The organism is Flavobacterium aestuarii (assembly GCF_040049115.1).
Lineage (GTDB): Bacteria > Bacteroidota > Bacteroidia > Flavobacteriales > Flavobacteriaceae > Flavobacterium > Flavobacterium aestuarii.
Genome location: NZ_JBDLZZ010000029.1, coordinates 1 through 20,956, shown reverse-complemented (window position 1 = coordinate 20,956; position 20,956 = coordinate 1). Strand labels below are relative to the sequence as shown.

Sequence of the window (20,956 nt, the reverse complement as noted above, 5' to 3'; positions counted from 1 at the left end):
ATAGAAGAATTTAATAATCAAATTAATTACAAAAATGTAGCTTAACTTAATGTGTAGTTTTTATTTGCATATCCAGATTTCAAATACCTTTCTAAGAAAATACACAAAGAATACGACACAAAAAAATTACTGCAGATTCAACGAAATATTGAACAAAATTGGACAATTGTAGTATTCATTATAATCACTATAATGACAATAATTATAATGGTGTTGGTACACAGGCACTATAAAAATAAAAGACTATTTGAAGAATTGATGAATCGCAAACCTGAAATCATTCAATCATTGGTTTCAGACAATAGCAGTGAAGAAACCGAAACAGGAACCGAAACTGAACTCGATATCAATCCTGACCTAGTTGCCACAATTCTAAAAAATTAGAAAAATTTGAGCGGAATAAAAAATATCTTGAAAAAGACATGACTTTAGCCAAAATGGCTTCATTATTAAACACTAATATGAAATATGCTTCAAAAATTATAGCACGTTATCGAAATAAGGGAACAGTTGACTACATACACCATTTAAAGATTGACCATATTATAGAATTACTCAAAAACGAAAACAAATACCGCAATTACACAAACAAAGCACTAGGAGATGAAGCTGGTTTTGGTTCCACTCAAAACTTCACAAGGGCATTCAATAACCGCACTGGCATATCCCCGACCTATTTCATTAAGGAATTGAACAAATCAGTATCCGCGATTACTTAACAGCAATATTTCTAAACTGATTTTAAGCTTTTAATTTTCTGGCAGTGATTTTTTATTTCAAGACAAATCGAAGATGTTGCGGACACCGATAAAAATAAAATCAATTAAGCTAAAAGATAATACTGAATAAAAACCAATTGCCTGCTTTATTAAAAATCATTAATTATTGATAATTTAAAAGGAAATTCAAACTTTTTCTTTCACAACTTGTGAACGGCTTGTGATATAAAAACAGCCAAAACCAACATTTTTGTACCATAACAAATTAAAAACACTAGTTATGGCAATCGAAATCCTTACAAAAGAAGACCTAAACGAATTCGGAAAAACACTTTTAGAAAACATCCGTAATATAATTACAGGCGAAAATGAGCAGTCCAAAAAATGGTTAAAATCTACAGAAGTACGCAAGCTTCTTAACATCTCACCTGGAACACTCCAAAACCTCCGAATCAATGGAACATTATCCTACACTAAAATTGGTGGAACAATTTATTACGCACATAGTGATTTAATGAAAATGCTAGAAGAAAATAAGGTGGATGCAACCGTTACCTTATTCAATCCAAAATGGCTGGTGCGATGAATTACATAAAACATCTAACAGGATTTTTCGAAAAAGTGGCAATCGATAAAACACTCAATCCAACACATGTAAGTATGTATATGTCATTGTTCCAATTTTGGAATTGCAATCGGTTCAGAAATCCAATAAGTATTTCTCGTGATGAGGTAATGCGGATAAGTAAAATCAGTTCCAAAGCGACTTATCATAAATGCCTTAAAAACTTGCATACGTTAGGCTATATCAATTATGAACCATCATACAATCCATTCAGGGGAAGCCACGTTTACCTATTCAATTTTTCAGATGATCTAAAACCAATTCCTAAAAGCGAAAAAATCACAATACCAAAAAATGAACCTGTTTCTGAACTAGTCAGTGAACAAGTAGTAAACAAGTCTTATACTGGTACTGACACAAGTAATGAGTCAGGTACTGAACAAGCTCTGGTATCTTATATAAACAATACAAACATACCAAACATTTCAAACGATTTAAAGATTGTAAACTTGGATAAGCAACCTCAAAATTCCGAAATTGACAATTCCATTTTTAAAAACCAAGATGGCGCAGAGAAAGAAAAAAAGTTGCGCGAAAAAAAGAAAGAAGATTTTATCAATCCAAAAATTGAAGAAGTCAAATCCTATTTTCTCGAAGAACATTTTCCGGAACTCGAAGCCATTAAGTTTTATAATTACTTCGCGAGCAATGGTTGGTTAGTTGGTGGCAAAACCCCGATGGTAGATTGGCAAGCTGCAGCACAAAATTGGATGTTGAATAGCATAAATTTCAATCACTACACCGAGGCTACACCGCTGAATCGGGCAAAGCACCTCAACACAGGAAAAGACAAAGATTATTCAGAACCACTATAACAAATGTGCTCAAAGTCCCTCTCCTTTGGAGAGGGATTTAGGGAGAGGTAAACTTTGCGAACCTTGCGTCCAACCTTTGCGCCCTTTGCGGTTAAATTCTAAACCATGGAAAACGAAATAAAATCCCATTACAACTATCAGGAAGTAATCCTTTGGCTAGAAAGAAAAGGCATTGAATTATACGGAAGCCATTTCAAAATACTTGAAAGCGATTATCCAATAATTTACAAACTAATTGCTTATTTTTTAAAAGATGAAACAACATGTTATCAGTACAATATCAATCTGAATAAAGGAATTCTGCTTTCTGGCCCAGTTGGATGTGGAAAAACATCGTTAATGAATTTAATGAAACACCTCACTCCTACTGAACATAAATTCATCTTAAAACCCTGTCGGGATATCAGTTTTGAATTTATTCAGGATGGCTACCAAATCATTCACAAATACAGCAAGGGCAAACTATACGAATCTGAGTCCAAAACAATATGTTTTGACGATTTAGGCATAGAAAACAACTTAAAATACTACGGAAACGAATGCAACGTAATGGCAGAAATTCTATTAAGTCGCTACGACATTTTCACAACCAAAAAAATCCAAACACATATTACTACCAACCTTTCAGCAAGTGAAATTGAGAATGCATATGGGAATCGTGTAAGGAGCAGATTGAGAGAATTATGCAATTTGGTAGCCTATGATAGAAGTTCGACAGACAAACGAAAATAAAGCGTGAGTAAATGATTAATTTGATTGTTTTGAAAAAGGAATTGAGGATAAGAGAAAATAAAATTAAGTTTTGGCAGTAAACTCTAACTACTGCCGAAACTTAATCGCATTTAGATAGAAAAAAACACTTAAAATAGTAATTACTATTAGTAGTTATAAAGATGATACAGTAATAGCTGCTAAAGAATAAAATATACAAAATGTTTGTTATTATGAACATAAACATTATTTTTGTTCATAATAATGAACATTTAATAAGATGAACAGAAAAAAACAAACTATTTTTCCTAAGCACCAGATGACATTAGAACAGATGGGAGAAAACATAAAGCTAGCCAGGAAAAGAAGAAAGCTTACTGCTGTTCAGGTAGCAGAAAGAGCAGACATTGTTAGGACTACCTTATATCTAATAGAAAAAGGTAATCCAGGTGTTGCTATTGGTGCCTATTTTAATGTACTAAGAGTATTAGGACTTCAGGATGATTTTCTTAAACTCGCTGCAGATGATGAACTGGGAAGAAAACTCCAGGATCTCGATCTACTAAAATAATGTCATTGCGAGGAGTTGCGAGGAACGAAGCAAAGCAACCTCATTAATAATCATACATCCAAACAATCCAAATGTCTTCCAAAAAAACTAACATATACGTTTACGCACATTGGAAAGATTTGATATTAAGAGGAGGACTGCCAGTGGCAGTCAGGTATAATCTCAACAAAAAAATATAAAATGTCTTTAAAAACCGAAATATATGTATATGCCCACTGGAAAGGCATACAAGAACCAAAAATCATTGGCATTCTATCGGCACAACAAGCCAAAGGTAAAAAAGCATTCAGCTTTGAATATGATAAAGACTGGCTTAAATCAGAACAAAAATTCATACTTGACCCGGATATTCAATTATATGGCGGTCCGCAATACCCAAACCAAAAAGAAAACTTTGGTATATTCCTGGACAGTATGCCCGACACTTGGGGACGTACATTAATGAAACGAAGAGAAGCCCAGTTAGCAAGAGAAAATAATGAAAAACCTAAAACGCTCTATGATATTGATTTCCTTTTAGGGGTGTACGATGAAAGTCGTATGGGAGCATTACGTTTTAAAACAGATCCTGAAGGAGATTTTCTGGATAACAATAAAACCGCCTCTACTCCACCATGGTCGTCCATTCGTGAGTTGCAAAACGCAGCTGCTAATTTTGAAAAGGACGAAGATAATGATGAGGTAAAAAAATGGTTATCCGTTTTAATGGCACCCGGTTCCTCATTAGGGGGAGCAAGACCCAAAGCTAATATCTTAGATGCCGACAAAAGTCTTTGGATTGCCAAATTCCCGTCTAAAACAGATACGACCGATAAAGCGGCTTGGGAATTCCTCGCCTACCAATTGGCAATAAATGCTGGAATAGAAATGGCACCATGCCGAATAGAAAAAATAATGGGTAACTACCACACTTTTTTTACAAAACGTTTTGACCGGGAAAACGGAGAAAGAATACATTTTGCTTCTGCAATGACAATGACAGCAAATAATGAAGATACAATTCGTGACAATCACGCTAGCTATCTGGACATTGCCGAGTTTATTAGCAATTACGGTACAAACATAGAAGCCAATTTACATCAGTTATGGCGCAGAATAATCTTCAATATTGCTATTTCGAATACAGACGATCATTTAAGAAATCATGGCTTCATATTAACAAAAGAAGGTTGGATACTCTCACCGGCATATGATCTTAATCCATCTATTGACAAAGATGGTTTAGCGCTTAACATAGACACTAATAACAATGAACTTGATTTTGAATTAGCAAAAAGCGTTGGTGAATATTTCCGTTTAAACAAACAACAAATGGAAGATATTATAAAAGAAGTGCTGAAGGCAACAAGCAACTGGAAAACGATTGCCAAAGAAATAGGGATTTCAAGAAGTGAGCAGGAGTTAATGAACAAAGCATTTAATTTTTAAAAATTAACCTCTGATAGAAAATATAAAAGCATTAAGTGAAAAATTAAAATATTTAGCAAAAAATAACAGTTATAGTGAATATAGTGATCCGAAAATTAAATCCGAAAACCTTAAATATAATTTATCTTTATTAATATCTAAAATAATATTAGAACTTGATTTTATTAATCGAAGTAAACAAAGCTTCTTGGATTGCATTAAAGAATACAATGAAAACAATCTAACAAAATTAACTTTTGAAGATTTCCAAGATATTCAGTGGATAAGAATAATTAATAATGAAATAGCAGTACCCGAAGTTGTTAGAACCTTTATTTGGAGAGTTGGTTACTATAAAGAAGGAGAGGGTAAAGAAATAGAAATTCCTAAAGATAAAATTGACATAACTAGATGCTTGCAATGTCTCGTATGCTCATTATTTTTTTTCCAATAAAATATATTTTCATCAGTACCTTGTTCAATTATATCTTTGATAATTAGATAATCGATTGTCATATCTTCACTTCCAAAATCTTTAATTATTACTTCTAACTTTTCTTTAGATATTATAAGTCTTGAGTTCTCAAATACTTTTTAAGAAATGAAATAGCTGAAATCTTGGCTTATAATTGGTGGTGAAAAAGCTACTGAAACTGAATTTAATTATTATTTCAAGTTGATAAAGAGAACACAAATTTGGATTGATAATTTGCAAACATTTTTAAACCGCAAGAATTGTATTAAAATCCTCGATTTAACTATTTCTTTCTTGAACAAAGAAAAATGATTTATTAGATCCAGCCTCTGACGGAAACAGATAATGCAAAACATAAACCACCCAATAATCCTTCTCTGTAAGAGATTTTTGGTTTTTAGATAAATAACAGTATACCACCGTTCCGTTATAATTGTTTTGCTTCTTCATGACAGTCCAAATCTTTACTATTAATTTCACTAATAAAAATACCCCCAAACTGTTTAACTTTTTGAGGGCAGTATATTGTGATTAAACTTCTGCATTATTTCAGAAAGGTATTGATCAAAAAGGATGAGTAATACCGCCCATCCTTTTTTAATTTATTTTCAATAATTATTCTTTTTCAACACGTTAGAAATACAAAATCTCATATTAACCAACCACACATCTGATACATTACCAAAAACAATTTTGCAAACACAAAACAATTAATCCTTTTTCAATACTCTTATGTCGAACTCACTTTATTTAGAAGAATTAATTGCGATCTGATAATCCTGTCCGGTATCGGGTAATTTTACATAAACAATTCCTTGTTTGTCATCCCAGCTATAGGATATATTTTCATAATCTGCTAGCGCTTTTTCATTTAATTTTTCAATTTGCTCTTTTTTAATTTTTGAAGTATTTACCAATATATTTTTAGGTTTACCATCACAATGTAATTTTACAATGTAATTTCTGGTTCCCAATGGCTTGTATCCATTATCTTCTCTAGCATTTATATGAATTTCATAGCCTGATGAGTTGGCTAAAGCAGTGATTTTTGTTTTGCAAAACACATCCTTTTCATAGTCTCTGCTTTCGCCATCATCTTCATATAAAACAAAGGAAGATTCTTTACCGACTTTATCCGGATAAACGTCAAAACTAACTGGATAAATTGGCTTTTCATGTATATATTGCATCACGGGCATAGTTGGTATTATAGAACCTTTTTTGACAAATATTGGAATGGCATTTAAAGGAGCATCTACCGTTACCCATTGATTCCCTTTATAAATATTTTTGTTATTATTATAATTAATCCACTCTCCTTCAGGAAAATAAACCTTTTTTGTTACAGCTCCCTTTTCGACAACTGGAGCTACTAATAATTCTCTACCGAAAAGAAACTGCCCGTTCAATTCAAATGTTTCGATTTCATTAGGGAATTCAAGAAATAATGCCCGCATCAGTGGCATTCCTGTATCATGAGCTACTCGTGCATAGGTGTAGATATACGGAAACAATTGATATTTTAATTCTATCGCGCTTCGAGTAATATTCTCAACTTCTGTTCCAAAAACCCAAGGCTCAACAGCATTTCCTCCTTCGTGATGTGCCCTACTTAGCGGATTAAAAATACCAAATTGCATCCAGCGTACATATAATTCCGACATGGCATCATAATCTTTAATATCACCACAATAACCCGAAATATCCGAAGTCCAAAAAGGAATAATCCCTAAACCTGCTGATAATCCAACTGGTATTTGATTTGCAAATTGATTCCATCCTTCCAGCACATTATTGCCATTTCCTGAATCACCAGACCAACCAAACGTATATCGTTGCAATCCCGCATAAGCGGCTCTTGTCATTTGGAATATACGCTTATTAGGATTGTGCTTGTAAAATTGTTCGGTTACTGCTTTGTCCCAAGTAAAACCATACACATTATGAATCTCATCGTGCATTCCTAAATGATGTTTCATATTTAGTCTGTCGGTTGCATCTTCATTACTCCAAGCTGGCTCTCCCATATCAGTCCAAAAGCCTCGTACTCCATCATCTAATGGCTTTTGTTGATAACTACCCCACCAATCGGCTACTTCTGGTTTGGTAAAATCAACTACGCCACAATTTCCACCCCAAGGCCATGGCATATCATAACTTTTACCCGTGCGAGAATCAATAGTAAAGTAGCTATTAGAATTAGCCTCTTCCCACTGTTTTTTATTTGCTTGCGAAATAACAGGATCCTGAGAAATAATCATTTTAAATCCTTGGTCTCCCATTTTTTTTACCATCTCTTTAGGATTTTGATAGTTGCTTTTTTTCCAGTCAAAATCCTGAAGTCCTTCAACCCAACCGATATCCTGATAAATAATATCGCACGGTATTTTCCTTTTTCTGAATTCTGAAGCAATTTCCTTGGCCTGATTTTCTGCGGTATAATTTCCTCGGCATTGCGAAAAGCCTAAAGCCCATTTTGGTGGCATAATTGGTTTTCCGGTAAGATCTATATAATTTTTAATGATCTCTTTATAATCATTCCCATACATGAAATAGTAGACCATTTCACCATTTGGAGCCTCAAACGAATAATAGTCATTACTTTCACTTCCAAATTTAAACTCTGTTTTATAAGTATTATCAAAGAAAATCCCATAATGATTGGTACTCATAAAAAACGGTATACTTTTATAAAGAGGGTCTTCATTTACACCATAACAAGGCTGATCACTATTCCACATTTTATAACTCTTTCCGCGACGGTTAAGGGTACCAGCCTTTTCTCCCAAGCCAAAAAATTGCTCATCTGATTTTAATGTTTTGTAACTCGCAATATGCTTGTTGTTTTTTACATATCCCTTTTCATTGTAATCATTAAATAACAACTTTTGATATTTATCATAAACCTGCAATTTAAAAGGATTTTTATTGATTCGTATCCTCAGTTGTTCCGTAAAAATCTCATAGGCTGAAGTTTCTTCATTTACATTAACGTTGCCTGACCAACCAAGATTTTCATTGATGACCGCAAACGATTCATTAGTCCGCTTAAAAGTTCCATCAGCAGAAATCCATACTTTTAGCACCTGACCACTACAAAATTGCAAAAGTACCTTTGCATTGTTCTCACAATTAAAAATCACTTGATTATTATTTGTTACATAAGAGGAACAATTGCCAAGAGTTTGACTTCCTTTTTCAGAATTTTGTGCGTTGAGAGTAACCTGAATAAATAAGATTATCTGGAGTAAATAAATTGATGTTTTTTTCATAATTCAAAATGCTTATATTTGGATGTGTTTATTGTTGAAATGAAAATTATTTTTTAATTTCAATAATACTGATAGCATAACCACCGCCAGGCACAGAAAGTTGTGATAATTTTGATTTATTGTTTACCGTTATCTTACGGATGTTATAGACCTGTGGATTCGTTTTATAATGTGCCTCCTTGGCATCAGCATAAATAGTAGCTGTGTATTTTTTACCTTTCTCAAGGAAACTGAAATCAATGTTTGAAGTACGTGGTGTTTCTCCATTTACATTTCCTAAAAACCAATTATTAGTTCCTTTGGCCTTTCTAGCAACTGTAATATATTGTCCTGGTTCTGCTTCAAGATACTTACTATCATCCCAATCTACTGCAACATCCTTAATAAATTGAAATGCATCTGCAAAACGCTCATAATTTTCAGGGAAATCTGCCGCCATCTGTAATGGGCTGTACATGGTAACATAAAGTGCTAGTTGATTTGCAATTGTAGCGTTTACATGTGAACCATTGGTAACATCCATCTGAAAAATTCCAGGAGTATAATCCATTGGCCCTCCTATTAATCTTGTGAAAGGCAATATTGTAACGTGATTTGGATTATTTCGATCACCTCCAAAAGCCTGATATTCGGTACCACGGGCAGATTCATTCCCGATAAGGTTCGGATATGTACGTGCAATTCCCGTTGGACGTACCGCTTCATGAGCATTGACCATAATTTGATAATCGGCTGCTTTTTCGATGGCATATTGATAATGATTATTTGTCCATTGACTGTAATGCGTTTCACCAATCGGAAGTATATTACCTACATATCCGCTTTTTACAGCATCATATCCATATTGCTTCATCAACTTGTAAGCATCATCCATGTGGCGCTCATAATTACGGATAGACCCCGAAGTTTCATGATGCATAATAAGTTTTATTCCTTTGGAATGAGCATATTCATTTAGGCCTTTCAGGTCAAAGTCTGGATAAGGCGTCATAAAATCAAATACATAATCCTTAGAATGACCAAACCAATCTTCCCACCCCGTATTCCAGCCCTCAACCAAAACCGCATCGAATCCGTTTTTCGCAGCAAAATCGATATACCTTTTGACATTAGCAGTAGTGGCGCCATGTTTACCATTGGGTTTCGCTTTTGCAAAATCGGTAACGCCTAATTGTACCGCAGGAAATTCATCGGTGTAAGACCAACTGCTTTTACCTGAAATCATTTCCCACCAGACACCTACATACTTTATTGGTTTAATCCATGAAGTTTCTGCAATTTTACTCGGTTCATTTAGATTATAAGTCATTTTACAAGCTAGAATATCACGTGCATCATCACTTACTATAATAGTTCTCCACGGTGTATTACAAGGCGCTTGCATCTTGCCTTTATCACCGTGTGAATCCGGAGTTAACCAGGATTCAAAAGTTAAATTCTTGTCATCCAGGTTAAGATGCATGCAGGAATAATTGATTAAGGCAGCTTCATGCAAGTTGATATATAATCCATCGGCACTTTTCATCATCAAAGAAGTTTGTACTCCGGTTGGAGAAAACGAAGTTTGAGAAACATTTCCTTTTGTATTGGCTTTTTCCATTAACCCTTTTATTTCGGAAAGTTTTGAAGTGGTGTAGTTGTATTCCTGTGTATCATAATCGCCCGGAATCCAATAAGCGGTATGATCTCCCGCCATTGCGAATTGTGTACGTTCCTCCTTTATTGTGAAATAAACCAGATTTTTTTGCTGAGGAAATTCATAACGAAAACCTAGTCCGTCATTAAACAAACGGAAACGAATTATCATTTGTCTATCGGTTCCTTTTTGACTTAAAGTTACCGCCAATTCATTGTAATTATTTCTGATGTTTTTGGTTTCTCCCCATACCGGTTGCCAGGTTTCATCAAAAACAGTTGTTTTTGTATCAATCAGTGTAAAATCATTGAGTAAAGATTTAGCATCGTCTTTAAGATAAAACCCTAATTTGCTAGGCTTTACAACTACTTTATCTTTGTAATTTAAACTGTAAATTGGTGTACCGTCACTTTGCAAAGAAAATGTCATTTGCAATTTATTATTGGGAGATTTTAATTCTTGGGCAATAGCTGTTTTAAAGAATAACACAGCTACTAAAACTATAAAAAAAGTCTTTTTCATTTTGTATTGATGAGTGATTAGAATAATAGAAAAGTCTACTATATGTTTGGATTATTGATATTCGACTACTATCATTCCCCAATACTGCATAGATGGAACCTTAAATACAAGGTTACTTCCTACCTGAGAAAAAGTAAGTTCTTTTGAAACACCACCATCCAGGTCAGGAGAAGCATACCAAACTTTAGACACTGTGTTGGTATTAGCCAAACTTAAAGTAAAATTCTTTTTGACTGTTGGTGCAGTTTGTTCTCCGTTACTATCACGCCAATTTAAATTTGAGGTATTGGAAAAATTAATTAAATGGAGAATTTGTTTGTTAGCCAAAGTTTTACCAATTACAGAAACAGTCGAAGCAACTGGAGGCCAACTTTTTAAATTGAGTTGTCCATCGCCAGAATTAATTTCCGGTGAATTAAACGTTCCTCCTTCTCTTAAGATATTTTCATAAGCCACCATAAAATCATAATAATTTTGAAGACGCTTTTTTAATTCACCACTCATTTGTAAGTTATTATTTGGGAAATATTCCTTCGCTAACATATGTTCACCCAGTTCCAAATGAGATCCTCCAAAAGCAAAAATTACCGCATCAGTAAACAATACTCCCGGGGTATTAAAAAAACCTGCTGAATTCGCTTTGTCATAATCCATATAAGCGGCTAAAATCGTATTCACTTGGTTGTTCGTTAGAGAATTATTGTATTGGATAATATCTGCTAAACTTTTGTAGCTATTGTTCGGACTCCAAACTTCAGTATAAGCAACATCTACACCGGCGCTTAAAATATTAGACTGACCATATTGGTTAACAGCATTTAAAATCATTTTTTTGTTAGGGAATTTTGATTTTAAATTTTGAAGAAATGGAGTGAAGGTTTGATTGATTTGAACCGTATTCCCATTATAATCATATACTGTTCCTCTATCGCCTAATTGATCCAAATGCCAACCGTCAAAGTTTAAGTTATTATAAACTAATGTGGTTTTATCAAAAATATAGTTCTGCCAGTTTGTATTTCCCGGATTGGTCACATAGATATCACTTAACCAACCTGATAGAGGATGCTTATTTATATCGGTATGGCTGTTATTGTTATAAATAAGCCATTCAGGAGAAACTCCGTCTGTGGCATAATCGTTCCACGCTCCATACAAAAGATTATAAAACATGGAAGCAATATTTTTATTATGCCCTTTATCGATATAGCTTTTAACGGTATTAAAAGAAATACTTCTGTTAGCAATATCAACCCATGAATTTGCTGGAAGACTTCCGTTCATTTTCAATGGAGCATGATGCTTATTTTGCCAATCGTAAAACTGGATTGCATTGATATGAAAATCTTTCAGCAAATCTATATTTGCGTTAATCTGAGCTTCGCTTAAAGTATTGAATTCACTTAAAAAACCATATCTTGGAAATTTAGCCCAATCTGAGGAAACATCAATAGCTACCGTTCCTGCTATAATTTCTTCCCCATTAGTTATTTTATAGACATCAACTAAATAACCTTTATAATCGTTCGCGGGTGGAGTCCAAGACCATGTTTTGCTGTTCATTGGCTCTTCTTTTATTATTTTATTAAGGTATTTATATCTTACCGTGTAACCTGATAAAACTTTATCTGTAGTAAAAGAAACAACTTCCTGCGGTGCATATTTTGCCTTATCAGTTTTGATTATGATTTCTGAAGATATACCTGAATCATCAAGCACAGCAGTACCTGAATCACCATCTTCCTTTGGGGAACAGCTTAAAAAAAACAATACAATAAATAAGTATTGTAATGTGTTGAATTGTGATAATTTCATAATATAAAATTTTGAATTAATAACAACAGTGCCATAGCTTTACATGGCACTGTTAAAATAGAAACTATTGATTTCTCAAATTAATTGATCGTCATAGTATTTGTATCTAGATTTATTGAGATGGTATGTGTTCCTACATTTGCAGACTGTACTTTCCATTTATTATCTGGACCATTACAACCATTGGTAATAATGTAATTACCATCTGATATAGATTGGTTGGCTGTAGCTGGATTTATCCAATCACCATCACACCAATCCCCTTTAAATTTTGAGATTTTGAATTCCCCTGTATTTAACTGGCCACTAAATGTATAGACCCCATTTGAATACGTCATAGGAGAAGGACTTGCTATATTCCATCCATTAGGCCCTCCATCACCAATAATATATAAATTCACCTTTTGAATACTGATGGTATTGTTAGAGGTATTTAAGGTGATTTTATATCTGCCCGCATCCGAAGATGAAATCGTCCATTTGTTATCCGGGTCGCAACCTGAACTTTGTGCAACCGACGTAGCTGATAAAGGCTGTCCATCTGTTAAAGGACGATACCATTCTCCACACCAGTTTCCGGTAGAACCTGCTAGAATCTTAAAACTCCCAGCCGTAAATTGGGCTTCATAAGTGAATATAAATGGATTAATGGCACTTTGGGTAAACGCCTGAGGAGTATTTATATTCCAGCCGCTTGGCGAAGCATCTCCCACAATCCAAATTTGAGAAAATGGCGGAGCTGATAAACGCTCAATACTAATGGTTAGATTCAATAAATCTACCGTTACTTTATATTGTCCTGATTGTGTAATCTGCCATTGCAAATCATCTCCGCTTCCATTTTGGTTGTAGACTATTTTTGCAGCATCGGTTGCATTTTTAGTATAAAAGTCCTGACACCAGCAACCATCATTATTTACAGGTAGTTTAAAAGCTCCAACGGTTAATGACCCTTGATAAACAAATGTTCCCGGAGCCGTTGTTGAAGCAGTCATTTCGATTGCATTTGTGATATTCCACCCTGCTGGTGTAGCGTCTCCAACCATAAATAACGTTGTAGAAACAGGTTTATAAGATGTTAACGAAAAAGGAATTATTGAAACTTGTGGTTCAGCTTCTAAACCTGCTACCGTTGCAATAATTTTAGCCTCAAAATTTTGAGATTCACCCGGCGTTAGTCCAAAAGTATTTAGTAAAATAAAATTTAAATTCTTAACGGTCAGCGACTGTGAAAAAACATTGACACCTAAATCATATTCAAGCGCATTTGCAAAATTATTGTTTGCTTTATCAATTTGCAATTTATAACTTATCGAAGCACTTGTACCTTTATTTGTTCCCGTAGTCCAATTGAAAGTCAATTTCTCATTTTGTTTTGACTCTTGAAGCACTAAATCCGAGTTTGAAACTGTCAGTTTTAATTCATTGTTATATTCAACTATTGGGTCGGATAATGTATCTTCACAAGATGTATTTAATAGTGCTATGAGAAAAGCACTAAGTACATAAACTGTTTTTATAAAAATATTTTTTTTCATAATATTATCTTTTAGTATCCTGGGTTCTGGGTTAAATTCGGGTTTCTATCTCTTTCAATCTGTGGAATTGGAAATAGTAAATGTTTTTGAGTCGCATTTGTTTTTCCAATTGAATGAAGGAAATTAAGCCCATATTGTCCACTATTTACGCGTATTAAGTCAAACCATCTTTGTCCTTCAAAAGCCAATTCGATTCTTCTTTCATGTAAAACAACTTCTCTAAATTGATCTTTGCTTAAACCAGAAGCAACATTTGGAAGTCCGGCTCGGTTTCTAACTTTATTTAATGGAATTTCAGCCTGCGAAGTTTGACCCAATTCATTTAACGCCTCAGCTTTCATTAAAAGAATACTTGAAAATCGCAATATTGGAAAATTCATAGGACTATTGTCATAGGAAGCCGAAACACTCAATGGAATTAAAAACTTTCTCACATTATAACCGGTAGCTGAATAGGAAGCCTGATAAGATTTTCCATCAAATTGTGGGGCTCCTTCATACAAAACAGTTATATCTTTTCGCTTATCCCCTGCTTCATAATTATCTATAAACTCTTGTGTTGGCTGGTTCCATCCATATCCGCCACCTACAAAATTTGCACCTCTAGGCCCCATAAATGGACTCGTCCATGAAGCTTGATTTTCATTACTCCAAAAGCTATAACCTCCATCACTTGCATATTGCACTTCAAAAAGAGACTCGACAGAGTTTTCTGCACTAGGATTAAAATTGTCAGCATAGTTCAAATTTAATCTAAACCCAAGGCTTTCTACCTTAGTTGTTAGATCTACTACTTTTTGCCAATTATTCCCCAACGTTAGAAAAACCTCTGCCAATTCTCCACTTGCAGCTCCTTTGTTGGCTCTACCAATATCACTTCCTGAATATTCACTTTTATTTGGTAACAATTCAATAGCCTTTTCCAAATCGGCTATAATTTGTTTATATACTAAATCTTTAGAAACCCTCGATGGATATAAATCTGTATCCGAGCTACCTGGTTCAGTAATCAAAGGCACATCGCCAAAGAATCGCACCAAAATAAAATAGTAATGCGCTCTCAAGAAATAGGCTTCCCCCATAGATCGGTTTTTGATTTTTTCATCGATAGCTAATTTTGGAGCGACTTTCAAAACAGTATTTGCCATTAAAATTCCTGGCCATGGTCCTCTCCAAATATCCAACACACCTTGATTATCAGTTGTAGTTGTGAAATTTGCCATGTCTTGCGTTTCAATACCATCAGATCCTCCTCCGGCACCTACAATACTGTTCCCTGCCATAATATCAGAGGTCCACATTCGCATATTATACAACTTAGGCCATTGTAATGGTTGATAAGCTCCATTTACAATCGTGATTAATTCCGTTGCATTTGTCGGGTAATTGGATGTATTTATTGTATCCAAAGGTGCCTTGTCTAAAAAATCATTTGAACATTGTGTACATGCAATAATTGCAGTAACAAAAGCTATTTTCTTTATAAATTTCATTTTTCTTTATTTTTAAAATCCAACATTTAAACCAAGAGAAACTGTTCTTGTTAAAGGATAAACATTATTATCTATTCCATTAGTTGAAACCTCTGGATCAAAACCGGTATACTTTGTAAATGTGTATAAATTTTGTCCTGACAAATACACTTTTACATTATCGAAAACTTTTTTACCAGCTGAGTCTAAAGGAATTTTGTATGAAAGCGTTATGTTTTTAACTCTTAGGTAAGATCCATCTTCAATATATCTGGATGAAGCTCTGTTGTTATTATTTGGATCACCATAAACAGCTCTTGGCATACTGTCACTAGTCCCTGGAGCCGTCCACCTGTCTACAACAGCCGCAGATTGGTTCGTGGTAATTGACATTGCTTCGGTGTAAAGCCTGTTGGCATTAAAAAGGTCATTTCCATAAACCCCTTGTAAATACAATACAAAACTAAAATTGCCATAGTTTACTGTATTGTTTAAAGAGCCTGAAAAATCTGGATTTGGATTTCCAATAAAAGTTCTGTCCGAATCATTAATTAAGCCGTCATTATTTAAATCTTTAAATCGAATATCTCCTGGAGAAGTACTGTTGCTTGATGAAGATCCTGGCACTTGTACAGCATGATTATCTATTTCCTTTTGGTTTTGAAAAATCCCATCTTGTACATATCCATAAAATACATTAACCGGATAGCTCTCTTGAATTCTCGACACATTGTAATTTAATCCAAGCCCTCCTGTGATTAATGGTGCATCCCCATTCAAATCAATTACTTTATTCCTGTTTATTGATAGAACAAAATCAGTTGTCCACGAAAATTTTTCTTTCAATATGTTTTTTGTATTGATTACCAATTCAATCCCTTTATTTTGAATTTTACCTGCATTGATATATGGAACATAAATATCTGAATAACCGGATGTCACTGGTACAGACTGAGGTACCAACATATCATTGGTATTTTTAATATAGGCATCAAAAGTCACATTGATTCGGTCGTCAAGTAAACTCGCATCCAATCCAGCATTAAATTGTTCTTGTGATTCCCATTTTACATTCGAATTTGGTAAAACTGTAGGTATGGCCGCGCTTACGTATGAGTTATTGAAATTATACAAGTAGGTATTGTAATTTGAAGAAAATGAATAGTTTCCTATCTCTTGATTTCCAGTAATTCCGTACCCTAGTCTCAGTTTCAAATCATTTATAACTTTTGATTTGAAAAAATTTTCATTTGAAATTCTCCAAGCTAATGAACCTGATGGAAAAGTCCCGTATTTATTTCCTTCACCAAATCTCGAAGAACCGTCTCGTCTAACAGTCCCCGTTACGTAATACTTGTTTTTATAATCAAAATTAGCCCTGGCAAAAAAGGAAAATATTGACCATTCTGAACCGCTCCCATGCAAAGTAGCTTGATCGATTCCATTATTTAAAGTTTGTGTGTTCTCACTTGGAAAATTCTGAATGGATCCGCTGATGTATTCAAATTTATTCTCTTGTGCACTTGTACCAACTACAGCAGTTAAATTCATATCATTGGCAAAACTCTTTTGATAGGTCAGGGTATTATCCCAAAGCAACGTAACTGACTGATTTGATGATTCGGATAAATATGCATTTTGACTAACTTTGTTATCCCACGCATAGGAAGGAACCCAGGTTCTGTTTTTCCAAAAATTTGCTTCACCTCCCAACAAAGTTTTAAACTTGAAATCTTTAAAAAAGGTAAGTTCACCAAATAAATTTCCTTGAAAATTATACCCTCTTGTGGTATTTTCAACGATAGTTGCTTTACCAATTGGATTATCTAGATCCCCTGAATAAAGAGGTTGTCCTATTGGACCAGAAAAGTCACCGTCTTCTCTGTATATCGGTTGTGTCGGCAACGAAAGTAATGCAGTTTGAATATTAAAATCACCTTGATTTTTCACATCATGATTTAATTTTATACTGTTTCCAAATTTCAAATTATTCGAAATTTTAGTATCGCTGTTAAATTGCAAAATGTACCTCTTATAATCTGTATTTAGGATAACTCCCTTTTGGTCAAATAGGTTTAAAGAAGTATATGTTTTGGTCTTTTCGTTTCCAGCGGAATACGCTAATGTATAATCCCTTTGAAAGCCAGCATTAAAAAATGCATCTACCCAGTCGGTTCCTTTTCCTAAAGCTGCTGGATTTTGAAAATCTGGATTTGGAGCTAAACCGGCATTGTTTAATATATCATTATGCAAGCTTGCAAACTGTGATGCATCCAAAACATGAAGCATATCAGTAGCCTCGGAAATTCCGGTTGATACGTTAAAAGTTAAATTTGATTTTCCGACAACTCCCCTCTTTGTAGTAATGATTACAACACCATTAGCTCCTCTTGCTCCGTAGATGGCTGTTGAAGATGCATCTTTAAGAACTTGTAAGCTCTCCACATCATTCATATTAACTTGGTTCAATCCTCCAGTCAAAGGCATTCCGTCCACAACAATTAAAGGATCGTTATTGCCAATAGTTCCAGTTCCTCTGATTCTAAAAGTTGGGTTACTACCTGGCTGTCCTGAAGAAATTACTTGTACACCGGCAGCCCTGCCTTGAATCGCTTCACCAATATTAGCTACAGGCTGTTTACTAAGATCAGTAAGTTTAACGGTTGAAATCGCACCAGTTATGTCTTTTGATTTCAATTGGCCGTAACCAATTACAACTACATTATTAAGTGAATTTGACTCCTGTAATAGTTTTATTTCTAAAAAGTCCTCGCCACTAGCCTTTCTCTCAGCCGTTTTGTACCCGAGGTAAGAAACTACAATAATTGGATCTTTTTCTGACAGCAAAAAATTAAATTTACCATCAAAATCCGTACTCATGCTTTGGTTTGAATTCTTTACTAAAACTGTTGCACCAGGAAGTGGTTTGTTTGATTCATCTACAACCTTCCCGGTTACTTTAATTTTAGTTTCTTGTGCCATCCCGATAAAAGGAATAACAAGAAAAACTAATAATAACAGGTCGATTTTGGACCTATTAAATAATTTAATTTTCATAATACATTAATTTTGAGTTTAGTTAAAATAGCATTCGATTGGGTTAATATTGAACACAACCGATACAAAAATGCGTAAATAACCTGCAGAGAATACTGCTCAAAAAAAGTGTATAGAAATAAATAGTTAATTTTAAGTTAACAAAACAATTAAACCATTGAAAAACAATTATTTACACATAAACAACCTATAAACACCATATAGAAAAAAGTGTGTTTTTTATAGCCTTAAAGTGGTGTTTTTGAGTAATTTTTGATCAAAATCATCCTTATTTATTACTGAATTATTGCGGATCTTAGTTTTATAAGCATAAATCGAATTAACAGAATACCCTAAAATTTGCGCTATAATTTCATTTTGCGTAATTCCTAATCGAATTAAAGCATAGATTCGTAATTCTTTCGTAAGAATTTGTTCCTCTTTCAGTTTGATTTTATTTTCCTCTTTCATCAATGAATTGAATTCATTAATAAAATTTGGAAAGAGATTTATAAATGCAGTGTCGAAGTTTTCTAATAATTTTTCCTTTTCACGCTTTAAATTATAATTAGAAATATTCTGTTTTACTTTTTCATAATTTTCTTCGTCAATATATTTTTTAATATTCATTATTGAAGAATTAAATTTTTCGAAAATCGTATCGTATTGTGTAAAAAATAATCCTAAATATTCTTCTTTAATTTTATTGGCTTCCAACAATTGTTTATTAACCTGTTTGATTTCTGCGTTTCGAGATTTTATTTTTTCATTGACACTTACTAATTGTTTATTAATGCTTTTTAAGTTTTTATGCGCATCAACAATAATCTTCTTTGCTTTTTTCAATTTTCTAAATTGATAATAAATAATAATCCCAAAACCAATAGCAAGAACTAAAAAAGAGCTCACAATTATATACTGCCAATAAATTCTTTGTTTTTCTTTCTCAACAATCATCAACATTTCTTGTTCTATGAATGGTAAAATAGCTACGACTTGTATTTTACGTTGTTGTGCACCATAAAATGATGCATCTTCATTTGCTTTTTTTATAAGAATAGAGGCGTTTTTAAGATCCCCTTTTTTAAATAGTAATTCTGAAAGTTTAATAATTGCTAAGGATTCTTTGGTAGATGTTTCAATATCTGAAATTACGGCCTCTGTAAAATGTGTAATTGCTTTGTCATTTTCTCCAAGTTGTTCATATAATTCACCAAGCATATAATGAACTAAAGCTTTATCATGTGGTTGGTCGGTTGTTTTTAAAAGAGAATTAAAATCTGAAAGTGATTCCTGTAATTTTCCATCTTTAGATTTATTAAATGCATCTAAAAAATAATGAAAAAAATAACCATTTTCAGTTAAGGAAAGTGCTTTTTCACGGTATTTATGTGCTAAGTCTAAATATTGCTTATTATAATACGGAGTATTGCTGTACTCTGCCATGTCTCCATAACAACGTCCCAATACACCAAAATAGAGTGCATCGTAATTGGGATTTTTTTCGTCTATTTTCGAAGGTTCGAGAAAATCTAGAGCTTCTTTATACATTCCTGATGAAACGCAAATATCTGCCAGATTCATGCTGGCCTTTGCTATAAGCGATTTATTGTTTAACTGATGGGCCAGTGTTTTAGCTTGAATTCCATAATAAAAAGCCGAATCACGTTTAAAAACTTTAAAACGGTAGAACATTTCAGAATTTAGATGATTAAGTGATACTAAATCGCTTTTTTTAGTTTTCTTTAAAATTGTTCGGATGCTGTCAATTTCAGCTTTCTTTACTTGATCATATTTTGATGAATTCTCAATGATATGGATTAATGAATCTAACTTGTTTTCTTGTGCAGACAGAGAGGTGTGCGCTAATATTATAATAGTAATTATAATGTGTAGATATCTTGATAGTGGTAATTTTATCATTGCCAGTATAAATTTAAGATCAATAAAGGAGCATTGTTTCTTTAATAAGAAAATGAGTTGTGAATAAGAGTAAGTAATCATATGTCTTCTATATGAACTCAAAATGTAAATATATGTATATTATAAATAACCTAAGTGTATTTGCAGAATGTTCACTTTAAGCTGAAATTTACCCTAATATGAAAAAGACCTGTCTGCATTTGAAATAAAACTTCAAATACAGACAGGTTAATGGGGTAGAAAAGGGTTCTAATTTTTACTTTATTAAAAGTTTTTTCTCAGTAGTAAATTCGTTACTTTTCAAGACTATCAAGTAAATACCTTTAGTAAGATTTGAAACATTTGGATATGCAAATAAAAACTACACATTAAGTTAAGCTACATTTTTGTAATTAATTTGATTATTAAATTCTTCTATG

At 33.5% G+C, this 20,956-nt stretch carries 14 protein-coding genes and 1 pseudogene; 7 read left to right on the top strand and 8 right to left on the bottom strand.

From position 1 onward, the window contains the following. The first annotated feature begins 192 nt into the window (after window positions 1-192). From ABEG11_RS18490 to ABEG11_RS18460, 7 genes are all read left to right on the top strand, one after another. Window positions 193-384: a hypothetical protein gene (locus ABEG11_RS18490; protein ID WP_348825672.1), complete on the top strand. Its 192-nt coding sequence runs from the start codon at window positions 193-195 to the stop codon at window positions 382-384. A gap of 38 nt (window positions 385-422) precedes the next feature. Then, window positions 423-719 (top strand): helix-turn-helix domain-containing protein, encoded by a 297-nt coding sequence (locus tag ABEG11_RS18485; protein ID WP_348825671.1) that lies wholly within the window; start codon window positions 423-425, stop codon window positions 717-719. A gap of 280 nt (window positions 720-999) precedes the next feature. Beyond that, entirely contained in the window at window positions 1,000-1,305 is a 306-nt protein-coding gene (locus ABEG11_RS18480) for a helix-turn-helix domain-containing protein (protein ID WP_348825670.1), read from the top strand. Then, window positions 1,302-2,159 (top strand): transcriptional regulator, encoded by an 858-nt coding sequence (locus ABEG11_RS18475; RefSeq protein WP_348825669.1) that lies wholly within the window; start codon window positions 1,302-1,304, stop codon window positions 2,157-2,159. The genes ABEG11_RS18480 and ABEG11_RS18475 overlap by 4 nt, the downstream gene beginning before the upstream one ends. Before the next feature lie 105 nt (window positions 2,160-2,264). Continuing rightward, the gene (locus ABEG11_RS18470; RefSeq protein WP_348825668.1) at window positions 2,265-2,891 is read left to right on the top strand and encodes a P-loop NTPase family protein; all 627 of its coding nucleotides are present in this window, start codon (window positions 2,265-2,267) and stop codon (window positions 2,889-2,891) included. 259 nt (window positions 2,892-3,150) lie between these two features. Further along, the gene (locus ABEG11_RS18465; RefSeq protein WP_348825667.1) at window positions 3,151-3,441 is read left to right on the top strand and encodes a helix-turn-helix domain-containing protein; all 291 of its coding nucleotides are present in this window, start codon (window positions 3,151-3,153) and stop codon (window positions 3,439-3,441) included. A 180-nt stretch (window positions 3,442-3,621) separates the two neighbouring features. Further along, complete coding sequence (locus ABEG11_RS18460; protein WP_348825666.1) at window positions 3,622-4,869, top strand: type II toxin-antitoxin system HipA family toxin; 1,248 nt, start codon at window positions 3,622-3,624, stop codon at window positions 4,867-4,869. A 1,200-nt stretch (window positions 4,870-6,069) separates the two neighbouring features. Here the strand turns inward: ABEG11_RS18460 and ABEG11_RS18455 are convergent. The 8 genes and pseudogenes from ABEG11_RS18455 to ABEG11_RS19140 form a co-directional block, all read right to left on the bottom strand. Next, window positions 6,070-8,595 (bottom strand): glycoside hydrolase family 31 protein, encoded by a 2,526-nt coding sequence (locus ABEG11_RS18455; RefSeq protein WP_348825665.1) that lies wholly within the window; start codon window positions 8,593-8,595, stop codon window positions 6,070-6,072. Window positions 8,596-8,641: 46 nt separating this feature from the next. Further along, window positions 8,642-10,753: a glycoside hydrolase family 97 protein gene (locus ABEG11_RS18450; protein WP_348825664.1), complete on the bottom strand. Its 2,112-nt coding sequence runs from the start codon at window positions 10,751-10,753 to the stop codon at window positions 8,642-8,644. Between the two features lie 51 nt (window positions 10,754-10,804). Next, window positions 10,805-12,568, bottom strand: a complete 1,764-nt coding sequence (locus ABEG11_RS18445; protein ID WP_348825663.1) for an endo-dextranase — start codon at window positions 12,566-12,568, stop codon at window positions 10,805-10,807. An 80-nt stretch (window positions 12,569-12,648) separates the two neighbouring features. Continuing rightward, window positions 12,649-14,106 (bottom strand): SusE domain-containing protein, encoded by a 1,458-nt coding sequence (locus ABEG11_RS18440; RefSeq protein ID WP_348825662.1) that lies wholly within the window; start codon window positions 14,104-14,106, stop codon window positions 12,649-12,651. Window positions 14,107-14,117: 11 nt separating this feature from the next. After that, window positions 14,118-15,599 (bottom strand): RagB/SusD family nutrient uptake outer membrane protein, encoded by a 1,482-nt coding sequence (locus ABEG11_RS18435; RefSeq protein ID WP_348825661.1) that lies wholly within the window; start codon window positions 15,597-15,599, stop codon window positions 14,118-14,120. 12 nt (window positions 15,600-15,611) lie between these two features. Further along, window positions 15,612-18,635, bottom strand: coding sequence for a SusC/RagA family TonB-linked outer membrane protein (locus ABEG11_RS18430; protein ID WP_348825660.1), 3,024 nt, complete (start codon window positions 18,633-18,635; stop codon window positions 15,612-15,614). A 219-nt stretch (window positions 18,636-18,854) separates the two neighbouring features. Continuing rightward, window positions 18,855-20,537 carry a SusR family glycan utilization regulator gene (susR, locus tag ABEG11_RS18425; protein ID WP_348825659.1) on the bottom strand — a complete coding sequence of 561 codons (1,683 nt, stop codon included), beginning with the start codon at window positions 20,535-20,537 and terminating at the stop codon, window positions 18,855-18,857. Window positions 20,538-20,793: 256 nt separating this feature from the next. Beyond that, window positions 20,794-20,868 (bottom strand): annotated as a pseudogene (locus tag ABEG11_RS19140) (hypothetical protein); the annotation flags it as partial. Between the last annotated feature and the right edge of the window lie 88 nt (window positions 20,869-20,956).